Origin of the sequence: Halorubrum sp. ASP1 (genome assembly GCF_005435135.1) — an archaeon.
In the GTDB taxonomy this organism is placed as follows: domain Archaea; phylum Halobacteriota; class Halobacteria; order Halobacteriales; family Haloferacaceae; genus Halorubrum; species Halorubrum tropicale.
Genome location: NZ_SGUA01000002.1, coordinates 40,848 through 54,064 on the forward strand (window position 1 = coordinate 40,848; position 13,217 = coordinate 54,064).

Here is a 13,217-nt window from a genome sequence, read left to right on the forward strand (position 1 = left end):
GGTGGTTTTAACCCGCCGCCCGCGCCATCGCCTCGCATGACGCTGTCGGAGATCGCGGCGGGGGTCGAGGTCACCTCCCGCCAGCGCGATCGGGGCGTGGCCCTCGCGGACGACACGGAGACGCCGCTCGTCGACCGCCTGTCGGCCCACGCCGACGCGCTCCCGTGTACGCCCGAGGCGACCGCCACGCTCGTCGACGCCTACACCGCCGGCCGGAGCGTCGGCGACGCGGCCCGCGAGGCGGGCGTCTCCCCGATGACCGCCGCGAAGGCGCTCCACCGGTGCGGCGTCGCCGGCGTCTGCCCGCTCTCGCCGACCGGCCGCGACGTGGTCCGCGACTGGCTCGCCGGCCGGACCTCGCGCAGCGAGGCCGTCGAACTCGCCGGCGGCGACGAGGCGGACTTCGCGCTGGCGACGTACGTCGAGACCCACGACCCCGTCGAGCCCCTCGCGGAGGCGGTCGACGCGCAGGTCGCCGGGTCGGCGCCGCTCGGCGACGGCCTCGGCGCCGACGACCCACTCGGCGACGCGCTCGGCTCGACCGACGGGCTCCGCTGAACCGCGGCTCTTCCTCAACTCGTCTCAGGGCGTGAACCGCTCGACGAGCCCCGGCTCCGGGAACTCCACGCCGAGCGACGCGTCGAACGCCGCCTCGTAGGCGGTCGCGACCGCCCGCGCGTACGCGCCGTCCCCCGTCGCCGCCGTCGGCGCGGCCGCCACGTCCGGATCGGTCGCCGGCACGCGAACGACGCCGGACTCGCTCCCGTCGTCCTCGTCGTCTCCGGACCCCGCCCGTTCGACGGCGAGCGTCGCGTCGAGGCCCCCGCCAACGTCGGCGACGCGCCCGCGGAGCCGCTGGGCCGCGTCGCGCCCGTGGGCCGTCGCCGGCCTGACCGCGACCGCGCGGTCGGCGGTCGTCGCGGCCGCGACCGCCTCGTTCGACCCGACCGGCGCGGCGTCGACGACCACCGCGTCGTACGTCGCCGCCGCCTCGTCGATCCGGCGCTCCAGCTTCCGGGCCGCCTCCGCCGTCTTCGCCCGCGCGACCCGCTCGAAGGGGGCCCGCGCCGGCACCGCGTCGACGCGCCCGGGGAGGTCCGTCGCGTTCCCCCCGTCGTCGCCGGAGTCGCCGACCCCGGGACGCTCGGCGGCCGCACCGGCGCCGGCGATCGGGTACGCCGCCGCCGACAGCGCCGCGTCCGAGTCGTCGGTGAGGAGCGCGGTGAGGTCGGGGTCGATCCGCCCGGTCACGTACTCCGAGAGTCCCTGGGTCGTGAACGCGGCGTCGACGACCGCGACCTCGGCCCCGTCGCGCGCGCCCATCGCCGCCAGCTCGACAGCCGTCCGCGTCGTCCCCGCGCCGCCGGTCGCCCCGACCAGCGCGAGCGTCGTCGCGTTCATACGCCGCCCTCGCCGGAGGTCGCTTGTAAAAATCGCGAAGCCGGGCCGCGGTTCGCCGGACCGCGGCGCGGCTCGTCCCCTTACTCCGCCATCGCGGTCGCGACCTCGTCGGCGACGGCGTCGAGCTCGTCGTCCGAGAGGTCGGGGCGGGCGCCCGCCACCGCGTGGATCGCCGTGCCGCCGTCGCCCTCGAACCGCGGGACGATATGGACGTGGACGTGCGGGACCTCCTGGCCGGCCGCCTCGCCGTCGTTGACGCCGACGTTGGCGCCGTCCGCGTCGACCGTCGCCTCGATCCGGGGCGTGAGCGCCGCGACCGCGTCGAACAGGTCGCTCGCGAGGTCGGCGTCGAGGTCGCCGACGTGCCGGGCGTGCGACTTGGGGATCACCAGCGTGTGGCCGCGCGCGAGGGGGTTGGCGTCGAGGAACGCCAGCACGGCGTCGGTCTCGTGGACGGTCCGCGCCGGGATGTCGCCGGCGACGATCGAACAGAAGATACAGTCGTCGGACATGGCCGACCGATCGCTCGGCGCTCTCATCAAGGTTTCCCGCGGCGGCGGGCGTGGGGCGGTCCGCCCACTCCCCGCCGCCAACGGACCTATATCCGCCGCGCCGAAACGGGCGGTATGGACGACCGGCTCGAACGCGTCATCCGCCAGCAGCTCCGGAAGGCGGGCAAGCAGTTCGAGGAGGCCAGACGCGCCTACGCCGAGGGGCGCGACGACCCGGAGGGCAGCGCGGCCGCCGCGGCGCGGTTCGGTCTGCCGACGGACGACGCCGGGCGCGCCCGAATCGTCTGCCGCCGCCACGCCGAGCGCCGGACCGTGCCGGTCGACGACGAGGGGCGTCCCGCCTGCTTCGAGTCCGGACACCCCGACTGCGAGGGCTGCGCGGAGGACGTCCGCGACGGGTTCGTCGAGACGTGGTGAGCGCCGGGACCGGCGGGACGCCCGGGCGGTCGCGCCGCGTCCCGCCCGAAGGGGTTTGTTCCCCGGCGCCGTGGTGCGGCGCATGAACCGGGTCGGCGCGGTCGTCGCGCTCCTCGCCGTCGTCGGGGTCGGGCTCGCCCTCTCCGGGGCCTTCGCGGGCGTCGCCGATGAGCCGCGGGCGGACGACGTCGCGGACGACCGGCTCATCGAGGTCGACGGCGACTACCGGCTCTGGCCGTACACGAGCCGGAGCCGGACGGTCGAGGGGCGGACCCTCGCGATCAACGTCGTCTTCCACGCCGACGCCGACGCGACCCGGGCCGCCATCGAGGGCGACCCGGGCACCGACTGGGAGGAGACGCCCCCGGACGAGGCCGCGGCGACCGCCGGCGACGACGACCAGCTCCGCGAGGTCGTCGGGCGCGACTGGCGGGACGCCCGCGGCTCGCTCCGCTACTCCTACGTCGAGGGGCCGGACGGCGGCGCGTGGCTCGCCGAGACGTTCGAGCTCCACGACGGGCGGTACCTCGGCGTCCGCGACCACCTCCGCGCGTACGAGTCGCCCGACGGCGCCTACACCGCGATCCAGGCCCACGAGGAGTACTACGACTGGTTCCGGCTCCGCCACACGGTCCCCGACATCGACGCGCCCGCGACGCGGCTGGAGGACGAGTTCGTCGAGTCGAGCCGCGCGACCGACGTGCGCCGCGAGTACCGCGGCATCGACGGCGGGCGCAGCGACGGCTGGCTCTCCGTGATCGAGCTGGCGGCGACCGCGGCCCTCGCCGGGGCGCTGCTCCGCCGGCGCACCCGCGAGGCGGCCGTCGACCTCCTCGGCCGGCTGCGGACCGACGCGCGGCGACACGCCGCGGCCGCGACGCTCGGGGTCGCGCTCGGTGCCGTCCTCGTCGGCGTCCGCGTCGCGGGCGTGGCGCTGGAAACGGCGTTCCCGGCCGTGTCGCCGAAGGCCATCGCGGCCCCGCTGTACCTCGTCCTCGCGGCCGGGCTGCCCGCCCTGGTCGCCCGGCGCGCGCCGCGGTCCGACCCGGCGGCCGCCGCCGCGGCCGTCGTCGTCGGCCTCGGCGCCGGCTTCCTCGCCGACTTCGCGGCGCTCGGGGTGACCGTTCCCCCCGACCTCATCGTCCACCGGGTGGCGCTGCTGGCCGCGCTCGCCGTGGTCGCGATCGGGCGGGCGACGGCCGACCGACCCGTCGCCGTCGCCGGGCTGTCGGCGTGGGCCGTCGGCCTGGCGCTCCCGCTGGCGGACCTGATCTGAGGGCGTCACGGACGCTCGCGGCGCCCAGCGCCCTCGACGCGACCTCTCGGCGCGCCGACAGCACAGAAGAGATATATCCGGTGGCGGAAAACAGGGGGAGACGAACCGATGGCGCGACCGATCAGCCGACGAGCCGCGCTCACCGGACTCGGCCTCGCGGCCGCCAGCGCCGGCTGTCTCGGTCGCACGGAGAACATCGCCGGACGGGACCCCCACTCGCAGCTGACCCTGGAGATCAACACCACGCCCGCGGACGCGGACCCGAACGGCATCCGCATCGCGAGGCAGCTCGAGGAGCACCTGACCGCCGTCGGCGTCGACGTCCGACTCAACACCGTCGGACAGACCGACCTCTGGCGGAAGGTGCTGATAAACCAGAACTTCGACGTCTACGTCGGGCAGTTCGTGGAGACGGACCCCTTCGACCCGGACGCGCTGTACGGGCTGACCCACTCGCGGTTCGTCGCGGAGCCGGGGTGGCAGAACCCGTTCGGGCTCACGGAGATCGCGGTCGACGACCTGCTGGAGCGACAGCGCCGAGCGACCGCCGACGAACGGAGCGACGCCGTCGCCGCGCTCCAGGAGACGGTGTGCGACCTCCAGCCCTTCTCCGTCGTCGCGTTCCCCGACGCCCTCACCGCCGTCCAAGGGGACCGCTTCGAGGGCTGGACGGAGGACCGCCAGCCGGTGTCGGTCTCCGGACTGCTCGGCCTGGACCCCGCGCCCCCGGAGGACGGATCGGCCGGCGACGGCGACGCGACCGGCGGCAACGCGACGGCCGCGGACGCCGACGACGAGTCCGAGCGCGTGCTCCGGCTCGTGACGACCGACGACCGGATCACGCAGAACTGGAACCCGATCGCGGCCGAGTTCCGGCGGCACGGCACGTTCACCGGGCTGCTGTACGACCCGCTCGTCCGCGCGGACGGGGAGTCGATCCTCCCGTGGCTGGCGGCCGACTGGGAGCGGGTCGACGCGACCGCCGTCGACGTCACGCTCCGCGACGCCCGGTGGCACGACGGCGAGCCCGTAACGGCGGACGACGTCGCGTTCACCTACCGGTTCCTCCGCGACACCTCGCTGGGGAGCGTCGAGACCTCGGTGCCGACGCCGCGGTTCCGCGGGCGGAGCTCCCTCGTCGAGGACGAGCGCGCCCTCGACGACGCGACCGTCCGGCTCACGCTGCCCGAGGTCAACGACCGGGTCGCCGCCCGGGCGCTTCAGGTGCCGGTCCTCCCGGAACACGTCTGGGACGACCGGACCGAGGCGGCGACGATCGCCGGCTTCGAGTTCGACTTCGAGACGACGGAGGCGGTGGTCTCGAACAACCCCGACCCGGTCGGGAGCGGCCCGCTCCGCTTCGTCGAGGCGACCGCGGAGGAGTCGGTCGTCTTCGAGCGGAACCCCGACCACTTCCTCGTCCGCCCGGCGCCGGACGCCGACGACGAGACGGCGGCCCCCCGCGCGGGGATCCCGTCGCGGTACCACGGGAAGCCGGCCTTCGACCGGCTCCGCGTCGAGGTGCTCCCGTCGGACATCTCGGCCGTGGAGGCGGTCGCCGAGGGGCTCGCGGACGCGACCGCCGCGAACCTCGGCCCGGCGTCCGTCCCGCGGATCGGCCGCTCGGACGCCGCCAGGCTCGTGAGCGGCCGGTCGGCGGCGTTCTACCACGTCGGCTACAACGCGCGGCGGAGCCCGCTGTCGAACCCCCGATTCCGGGCGGTCGTCGCCCGGCTGATCGACAAGGCCGCGCTCGTCGACGGGGCGTTCGACGGGTACGCGAAGGCGGCCGCGTCGCCGCTGGCGGCGTCGCCCGACGCGGTGCCGCAGTCGCTCGCGTGGACCGACGGGGCCGACCCCGTCCACCCGTTCTTCGACGACGACGGGTCGCTGGACGTCGCGGCCGCCCGCGAGGCGTTCCGCGAGATCGGGTATCGCTTCGACGACGAGGGGCGGCTGCTCTCGCGGGGGCAATGACGCCGTTCCTTTCGGTCGTCGCGTCGGTCGTCGCGTGGGTCGGGGCGATGCTCGCCGCCGCGTCGCTCGCGGTGCTCGGTCCCGCCCGGATCCGGGCGGCGTGGCGCGGGCTCCGCGACCGGATCTGGGACGCCCGTCGGGCGATCGCGCTCGTCTGCGTGGTGCTGCTCGCCAGCGCCGTCGGCCGGGGCTCGCTCCAGACCGTCTCCAGGCTGTTCGGCGTTCAGGCGACGGCGCTCATCTACGCGCTGGAGGGCGGGTTCGTCGCGTGGGTCCAGGCGACGTTCGCGACCCCCGCGCTGACCGCGTACTTCTCGTGGGTGTACGTGTACGGCTACGCCTTCCTCCTCTCGTTCCCGGTGATCGCGTACCTCGCGCTCCCGCGGACGACGGCGCTCAGGCGGCTCCTCGTCGCCTACGCGCTCAACTACGGGATCGGGTTGGCGCTGTACACCCTCGTGTTCGCCTACGGTCCGCGGAACGTGATACCCGACATGGTGACGCCGCTCCTGTTCACCAACCAGCCCGACGTGATGCGCCTCGCGAGCGAGGTGAACGTGAACACGAACGTCTTCCCGTCGCTCCACACGTCGCTGGCGGTCACCGTGGGGACGTTCGCGGTCCTGACCCGCGAGGCGTTCCCGCGGTGGACGCCGCTGGCGGTCCCGCTCTCGCTGTCGGTCGTCGTCGCGACCATGTACCTCGGGATCCACTGGCTCACCGACGTCGTCGCCGGGTTCGCGCTCGCGTTCGGCTGCGTCGCGCTCGCGTTCCGCCTCGTGGACCCGCGGAGCGACCCCGTCGAGTCGCGGAGCGACGCGAGCGAGGACCGGTCCGAGGCCGGCGCGGGCGACTGACCGCCCGTTCCGGCGTCCCGTCGGCGCGGCGATCTCGTCCCGATCAGACGCCCTCGACGAGCCGTTCGAGCTGTTCGGGCGGGACCGCGCCCCGGGCGGCGTGGCCGTCGTACGCGAACGTCGGGACGCCGGAGACCCCCCGGCGCCGCGCGGCGTCGAACATGTCGGTCACGCGCTCGCGGAGGTCGTCGTCGCCGAGCGCCTCGTCGACGACGCCCGCGTCGAGCCCCTCGACCTCCGCCGCGATGTCGGCCAGCACGTCGCGGTCGCCGATGTCCCGGCCCTCAAGCCACAGCGCGTCGAAGACGGCCTCGTCGAACGCGAGCCACGCGTCCGGCGCGGTCTCGCGCACGCGGACCGAGACGACCTGCGCGGGCAGCGAGTCGACCTCGGTCGCGAGTTCGAGCTCCATCTCGTCGGCGCCGTACTCCGCTTGGAGGCGCCGGACGTTCTCGCGGGCCTGCTCGTAGTACTCGTCGCCTTTCCCGGTGTCGGCGTCGTGGTCGATCTCGCCGTCCGGCCCGCGCTGTCCCGCGCGGAGGTCGAACGGGTGCCAGTCGATCCCGAGCGGCTCCTCGCGCGTCTCCTGATACCGCGAGAGCGACCGCCGACCGAGGTAGCAGAACGGACAGACGTAGTCGGAGTAGACGGTGATCGCCTCGCGCTCGTCGGCGCCGGCCGCGGCGTCGGAGTCGGTTGCCATGCCCGCCGGTACGCCGCGGAGCCGAAAAGGCCGTTCGGCGACGGCAGGCGCCGACGAGCGCGCGCGACCAGATCACCACCAATTAATACAACTACGTTGTATCACCGCGTATGCCCGAGTACGACCCGGTCGACCCGCCGGTCGCGCTGACGGTCGCCGGCAGCGACAGCGGCGGCGGCGCGGGGATCCAGGCCGACCTGACCGCGATGACCGCCCACGGCGTCTTCGGCGCCTCGGTCGTGACGGCGACGACCGCCCAGAACACCCGCGGCGTCGCGGACGTGAACCCGCTCCCGGCCGACCACGTCGCGAGCCAGTACGCGGCGGTCGCCGACGACTTCGACGTGCGCGCGGTCAAGACGGGGATGCTCGCGACCGCAGGGATCGTCGAGACGGTGACCGAGGCGGTCGCGGACGCCGACGTTCCCCTCGTCGTCGACCCCGTGATGGTCGCGGCCACCGGCGACCGCCTGCTCTCGCCCGCGGCCGAGGCGGCCTACGAGGACCTGGTCGCGGCCGCGACGCTCGTCACGCCGAACGCGGACGAGGCCGCGGTGCTGACCGGCGACCCGGTCGAGACGCCGGCCGACGCCGCGGCGGCCGGGCGCGAGCTGGTCGCGCTCGGCGCGGACGCGGCGCTGGTGAAGGGCGGGCACCTGACGGGCGGAGACGGCGGCGACGACACCGTCGTCGACACCCTCGTCCGCGCCGAGGAGGAGGGCGAGTCCGGGGTCGCGGTCGACCGCTTCGAGACGCCGCGGGTCGACACCGCGGCGACGCACGGCTCCGGCTGCGCGCTGTCGAGCGCGATCGCGGCGCGGCTGGCGCGGGGCGAATCGGTTCGCGAGGCGGTCGAGGCCGCGGTCGAGGGGATGACCGAGGCGGTCCGGCGCGGCTACGACGTGGGCGAGGGGCCCGGCGCGGTCAACCCGACCGTGCTGGGCGCTGAGTGAGGGCCGCCCGCTCGGACCCGGGCGATCACAGGTACGCCAGCGGGACCATCAGCGCGACGCCGAGCGCGATCCCGCCGACGAGGACCGGTTTGCCGCCCCGCGGGAGGTCGGCGCCCGTTTCGAGCGCCTCGGGGACGAACTCGGTGAGCACGAGGTAGATCATCGCGCCCGCCGCGAAGCCGAAGCCGTACGGGAGGACCTCGCGGGCGTACCGCACGAACGCGAACGCGATCACCGCCCCGATCGGCTGCGGGAGGCTGGAGAACACCGACCACCACACCATCTTCCACTTCGAGACGCCCATCGACCGCAGCGGGATCGAGATGGCCGTCCCCTCGGGGACGTTGTGGATCGAGATGGCGACGGTCATGAACACGGCCAACAGCGGGACGGTGAAGCCGAACAGCTCCGTCCCGCCCTCGAGTCCGAGGTCCGCGAAGGAGACGCCGACCGCGATCCCCTCGGGGAAGCTGTGGACCGTCAGCACGCCGAGGATCAGGATCAGCTTCTTGAAGTCCGCCTCCGCGTACTCCCGCGGATCGATGTCGGCGTCCAGCAGCACCTCGTGGGCGATGACGACGAGGACGACTCCCGCGAGCATCCCGACGCCGATCTCGACGGCGGTCCCCTCCGCGAGCCCCTCCTGAACGAGGCCGAACAGCGACGCCGCGAGCATGATCCCCGACGCGAAGCCCCACAGCGCCACGTTCCCGCGGTCGCTGATCGTCTCGAAGAAGAAGAACGGGAGCGCGCCGATCCCGGTCGCCAGCGCCGTGATCAGCCCGGCGACGAACACGAACGCGTAGGCGTCGATAGCGGCCATTCCGTGTCGAGACTACGACGCTCCCGGTGATAATTCCGCGGGACGCCCCCACGATCCGGGAATCGGTCGCCCGCCGGGCCCGGTCCGATCACCCGAGCCCGCGGATCGTGGCGGCGAGGAACGCGAGCAGCAGCAGCGCGACGAAGAGCAGCAGCGCGGTGAGCTTGATCCCGATCGCCGGTCGCAGCGCGCACGGTCTCCTCCCACGCTCCTCTCCGGTCCGCTGCGAGCGGTTCGGCGCGTCCATGATCACGTCCCGTTCGACCGGTCGGACGCGGGCCGCGGATCGGCGTCGAACGCGTTCGCCGGGGCCGAGACCGCCGTCGAGTTCTCCGCGCCGCTCGACTCGTCCGTCGACCGCTCGCCGGTCTCCGACGGTTCCGTGCCCGTTTCGTTCGGGCTCGACTCGCCGCCGTCCGCGGGCGACGAGGCGTTACCGCCCGCGGTCGATGCCGTCTCTGGCGGGCTCGATGCGTTCCCGTCCCCCGGCACCGAAGCGCCGTCACCGTCGGGCGCAGAGGCGTTACCGTCTGTGGACGGTGCCGTTTCGCTCGGGCTCGACGTGTTGCCGTCGGTCGGTGCCGAGGTGTTGCCGTCGGTCGGTGCCGAGGCGTTGCCGTCGCTCGGGCTCGACGTGTTGCCGTCGCTCGGGCTCGACGTGTTGCCGTCGGGAGGCGCCGAGACGTTCTCGCCCGGGCCGGCGGCGGTCGCCGTCGGCGCGGTTCCGTTCACCTCGGCCGTTCCGTTCGCGACGGCCGCGACGGCGAACCCCTCGCCGGCGGACTCGTCTATCTGCCGGAGTTCGTCCGGCGTCTCGAACGTCGTCGTCACGGTGGCGTTCGCGGTGAGGACCGCGATCGTGGCCCCCCCGGCGAACGCGACGCCCCACACCAACACGGCGAGGGCGACGAGCGCGACCAGTCCGCGGTTCGCGGTCATCTGTCCGCCTCCGCGGCGCCGTCCGCCGGCGCCGGCGTCGTCGCGGGAATCCCCCGATCCGGGTCGTCGATCGCGTCGACGTCGGCCTCCCCGGCGTCGGTCGCCGCCGCGTCAGCGCCCCCGTCGGTCTCGGACACGCCGCCGTCGGCTGTCGGGGCCGGCGCGTCGGTCTCCGCCGACGCCGCGCCCGAGCCGCTCCGGTCGAGGACGCCGCTCGCCGGGATCCACGCCGCGAGCGCGCCCAGCAGGAGCGTCGCGGCCGCGACCGCCACCGCGATGGCGACGGCGGTGCGCAGCTCGAACGCGACGTAAATCGCGTACGGGGTGACCGCGGCCAGCACCGCCGCCGCGCCCCCGACCGCGTCGACCGAGACGCCGCCGGAACCGCCCGCGGCGTCCGCCGTCGGGGCGGCGTCGGACTCGGTCGCGGGCTCGGGCCCGACCGACTCGGCGCCCGTGTCGTCGTCCGACTCTCCGACCGGCTCGGCGGTCGTCGGGGTCCGTCCCTCGGACTCGCTGCGGCCGCGGACGATCGACCAGACCTCGGTGGCCGCGAGCAGGCCGAAGGGGAGCATGACCAGCGCGACGAACCCGACGCGCGTGCCCGCGAACTGGATGACGTAGCCGATCCACGGGATCGTCAGCGCCACGACGCCGACGATGTTCCCGGCCGGGACGAGCCCCGGATCCGGCCCCTCGTTGGCGTCGCCCATCGTCTCGAACGCGAGCGCCGCTCCCTCGCCGCTCACGCCGATCACCCGATGCGTCACCGGCACGTCGCTCGTGCCGCGGACGAACGTGATCACGTCGCCCTCGGCGATCGCGGTCGGGTCGCGCTCGGCGACGATGACCACGTCGCCCGGCGCGATGGCGGGCGTCATGCTCGCCGTGAGCACCACGAAGCTCTCGTCGGCGCCGACGACCTCGGGGACCGCGAACACCGCGAACGGCGCGACGACCGCGATCAGCAGGACGATCCCGAGTACGTTCGCCGCGCGCTTCGCCCGCCGTGATGTGAGTAGTTGTGTCATCAGTTCGCCTCCGTGCCGCACAGCGGCTCGTCGTCCGTGGTCGTTCCACCCACGATCTCGAACTCGTCGGCGGGGCCGAACCGCATCCCGACCGCGAGCGGCTCCGAACAGCTCACGTGGATGGGTATCGTCGCTCCGCCGTCGACCGCGATTTCGATCTCCGGCCCGAGTCTGTCCGCCGGGCCGCCGCCGTTGGTGTTGCCGTTCTTACCCTTCCGAGTCACATCGCTCCCGTCGAGCGTGAACGCGTCTCCGTCGGCGACCCTGCCCGCGAAGAGCGTCCCGCTCGTGCCGCCCTTCGTCGAGACGACCGCGATCGACTGCTCGTCGCTGCCACGGTAGCCGATGTCGAGCGACGCGAGCGAGACTGCTTCGTCGTCACAGACGACGCAGTCGCCCCCGCCGCCCGTCTCGACGGTGTCGATACAGACGCCGATCGTGACGTTGCTGACTCCGTACCGCGTGCCGTTTTTGGGATTCACTGGCGCGAACACGATCCCGTCCGTCTCCGGGTCGACCGGGTCGACCGCGACGGGGTCCGGGTCGCGGTCCGGGCCGCCCTTGACCGCCACCGTACACATGTCCGGTCCCGAGTCGCCGTCGGCGTCTCGGAGTCGGAACGCGACGCCGACGACCTCGCCGTCGTCCTTCGTCTCGACTCCCGTGATCTCGATCTGGTGGGGCCTCGCGCCGTCGAGCAGCATCTCCAGCGGGAGCACGTCGCCCACCGCGGTCGACGCGCCGAAGTCCGCCTTGCCGAACGGGACGCACTCGGGGCAGTCCGTCTCCTCGCAGACGACGTCCGCGAAGGGGTTCCCCCCCGGCGCGTTCGCCTGCTCCTCAGAGACGTGGCGGCACTGCTCGGCGTACAGTCGGACGGTCAGGTCCGTCGCCTGCCCGCCCACGTCGGGCGAATCCACCGGGAGGTACGGCGCGACCTCGACGACGATCGGGTCGCCGTCCGGGTCGAGGCAGCCGGCGTCGATCCGCACTCCGGTCGCGAGGTCGCGCTCGACCTCGGCGAGGGGGCGGTAGCCGCCTGTCACCGACTCGCCGTCGACGACGACCTCGACTTCGAGGGCGTTCCCGAGCGAGTCGCCGTCCGGGCAGTCCGTCGCGAGCCACACCCGCACGGGGTTCGCCGACGCCTCTACCTCGAACGTCTCGGGCTCGGGCCGGTCGGCAAACGTCGTCCGGTCGACCGCGAGCGGCCCGACGGTGACGACGCCGTTCGTCGGCGTGCCGTCGACCGTCAGCCCGACCGTGCCGGCTCCGAAGACGTTGTTCGCGAACGTCTCGCGGTCCGCGAGGTACGCGCCCGTGCCGATCCCGCTCGCCATCCCGACGGCGCCGACGCCGCCGATCCCGGCGAGCAGCCGGCGGCGGCTGAGCCCGCTCGCGCGCCGTCCGGCGCCGTCTCCGGGGGTCATTGCCCCACCTCGGCGGCGTCGCCGCCGGTCGCGTCGCTCATCGCGAAGGGGTTCCCCTCGGCCGAGCAGTCGTCGGCGGCGAACCGCACGTCGAAGTCGACGGCGCCGCCCTGTCCGGCGTTGCCGCCCTCGCCGTCGAACTCCCAGGTGAAGGTCAGGCAGCGGCGCTCCTCGGTCGTGAGACAGCCGTTCCCGAGCAGCGTTGGATCGAGTTCGATCCCCGTCGCCACCGGGTCGGCGCTGAGTTCCGCGAGCGTGCCGGCGGCGATCAGCTCGCCGTAGCCGGCGAAGTCGCTCTCGGCGCCCGCACACGCGCCGACGCCGAGGAGGCCGGTGTCGTACCGGACCTCCAGCCGGATGCGGTCGGCGAGCGCGCGGCTCGCGGTGTCCGCGTCGTCGAGGGCCGAGCCTATCTTCAGCCACACCCGGACGCCGTCGGGCGCCGCGCCGGCGGGGTCCTCTAAGCGGAGGCCCACGCTCGCGGTCCCGGCGTCGTGGGGGAGGGCGTTGTCGACGTCGACGAGACGGATTCCGGCCGCCTCGACGTCGTCTTCGGCGTCGGTCGGGCTCGAATCGACGACCGTCCCGTTCTCCGTGCGCCGCCAGCCGACGAGCAGGTCCCACGGTCGGTCCGTCTGCGCGTACGTGTAATCCGTGTACTCACCCCAGCTGTCCGTGCCCGTCGGTCGACCGGAGGCGGCCCCGAGGGCGGCGAAGCCGACGGCTCCGGCGCCCGCGAGTGCCTCCCGCCGCGTCAGTCCTGATTCCTTCTGTGTCATTATCTGTCGTCGCGGCTCCGAACGGCCGTGTCGTCGATACCCTCCCTACTCCCACCGTGCTCGTATGTATGCGCGTCCTACCCGTGCGGCCGGGGCTCCGTACCCCGACGGTACGGGTA

At 74.1% G+C, this 13,217-nt stretch carries 15 protein-coding genes; 6 read left to right on the forward strand and 9 right to left on the reverse strand.

Annotated features, from left to right (window positions below):
• The first annotated feature begins 36 nt into the window (after window positions 1–36).
• Complete coding sequence (locus EXE48_RS02810) at window positions 37–558, forward strand: DUF7858 family protein (protein WP_121600400.1); 522 nt, start codon at window positions 37–39, stop codon at window positions 556–558.
• A 24-nt stretch (window positions 559–582) separates the two neighbouring features.
• Here EXE48_RS02810 and EXE48_RS02815 read toward each other — a convergent pair whose 3' ends face one another.
• Complete coding sequence (locus tag EXE48_RS02815) at window positions 583–1,401, reverse strand: CpsD/CapB family tyrosine-protein kinase (protein WP_137710718.1); 819 nt, start codon at window positions 1,399–1,401, stop codon at window positions 583–585.
• A gap of 80 nt (window positions 1,402–1,481) precedes the next feature.
• A complete protein-coding gene (locus EXE48_RS02820) occupies window positions 1,482–1,913 on the reverse strand; it encodes an HIT family protein (RefSeq protein WP_053770197.1) in 432 nt (143 codons plus the stop codon).
• A 114-nt stretch (window positions 1,914–2,027) separates the two neighbouring features.
• On the opposite strand from EXE48_RS02820, the gene EXE48_RS02825 reads away from it, so the two are divergent.
• The 4 genes from EXE48_RS02825 (at window position 2,028) to EXE48_RS02840 (ending at window position 6,440) form a co-directional block, all read left to right on the forward strand.
• Window positions 2,028–2,330 carry a DUF7091 family protein gene (locus EXE48_RS02825; RefSeq protein ID WP_053770196.1) on the forward strand — a complete coding sequence of 101 codons (303 nt, stop codon included), beginning with the start codon at window positions 2,028–2,030 and terminating at the stop codon, window positions 2,328–2,330.
• An 82-nt stretch (window positions 2,331–2,412) separates the two neighbouring features.
• Window positions 2,413–3,606, forward strand: coding sequence for a hypothetical protein (locus tag EXE48_RS02830; protein WP_137710719.1), 1,194 nt, complete (start codon window positions 2,413–2,415; stop codon window positions 3,604–3,606).
• Window positions 3,607–3,714: 108 nt separating this feature from the next.
• Complete coding sequence (locus EXE48_RS02835) at window positions 3,715–5,583, forward strand: ABC transporter substrate-binding protein (protein ID WP_137710720.1); 1,869 nt, start codon at window positions 3,715–3,717, stop codon at window positions 5,581–5,583.
• On the forward strand, window positions 5,580–6,440 hold the full coding sequence (locus tag EXE48_RS02840; RefSeq protein WP_137710721.1) for a phosphatase PAP2 family protein: 861 nt from the start codon (window positions 5,580–5,582) through the stop codon (window positions 6,438–6,440). The genes EXE48_RS02835 and EXE48_RS02840 overlap by 4 nt, the downstream gene beginning before the upstream one ends.
• A gap of 43 nt (window positions 6,441–6,483) precedes the next feature.
• On the opposite strand, the gene EXE48_RS02845 is transcribed toward EXE48_RS02840, so the two are convergent.
• Window positions 6,484–7,143: a DsbA family oxidoreductase gene (locus EXE48_RS02845; RefSeq protein ID WP_121600394.1), complete on the reverse strand. Its 660-nt coding sequence runs from the start codon at window positions 7,141–7,143 to the stop codon at window positions 6,484–6,486.
• Between the two features lie 110 nt (window positions 7,144–7,253).
• Between EXE48_RS02845 and thiD the strand changes: the two genes are divergently transcribed.
• Complete coding sequence (gene thiD, locus EXE48_RS02850; protein WP_053770191.1) at window positions 7,254–8,096, forward strand: bifunctional hydroxymethylpyrimidine kinase/phosphomethylpyrimidine kinase; 843 nt, start codon at window positions 7,254–7,256, stop codon at window positions 8,094–8,096.
• Between the two features lie 25 nt (window positions 8,097–8,121).
• Here the strand turns inward: thiD and EXE48_RS02855 are convergent, their stop codons facing one another.
• The 6 genes from EXE48_RS02855 to EXE48_RS02875 all read right to left on the reverse strand — a co-directional run bounded on the left by EXE48_RS02855 (window position 8,122) and on the right by EXE48_RS02875 (window position 13,098).
• A complete protein-coding gene (locus EXE48_RS02855) occupies window positions 8,122–8,919 on the reverse strand; it encodes a ZIP family metal transporter (RefSeq protein ID WP_137710722.1) in 798 nt (265 codons plus the stop codon).
• A gap of 88 nt (window positions 8,920–9,007) precedes the next feature.
• Window positions 9,008–9,166 carry a hypothetical protein gene (locus tag EXE48_RS18355; protein WP_158293557.1) on the reverse strand — a complete coding sequence of 53 codons (159 nt, stop codon included), beginning with the start codon at window positions 9,164–9,166 and terminating at the stop codon, window positions 9,008–9,010.
• A 2-nt stretch (window positions 9,167–9,168) separates the two neighbouring features.
• Complete coding sequence (locus tag EXE48_RS02860; RefSeq protein ID WP_137710723.1) at window positions 9,169–9,858, reverse strand: hypothetical protein; 690 nt, start codon at window positions 9,856–9,858, stop codon at window positions 9,169–9,171.
• Window positions 9,855–10,889, reverse strand: coding sequence for a signal peptidase I (locus tag EXE48_RS02865; RefSeq protein WP_137710724.1), 1,035 nt, complete (start codon window positions 10,887–10,889; stop codon window positions 9,855–9,857). The genes EXE48_RS02860 and EXE48_RS02865 overlap by 4 nt, the downstream gene beginning before the upstream one ends.
• Entirely contained in the window at window positions 10,889–12,319 is a 1,431-nt protein-coding gene (locus tag EXE48_RS02870; protein ID WP_137710725.1) for a DUF7467 domain-containing protein, read from the reverse strand. Before EXE48_RS02870 ends, EXE48_RS02865 begins: the two co-directional genes overlap by 1 nt.
• Entirely contained in the window at window positions 12,316–13,098 is a 783-nt protein-coding gene (locus EXE48_RS02875; protein WP_137710726.1) for a hypothetical protein, read from the reverse strand. The genes EXE48_RS02870 and EXE48_RS02875 overlap by 4 nt, the downstream gene beginning before the upstream one ends.
• Window positions 13,099–13,217 lie beyond the last annotated feature (119 nt).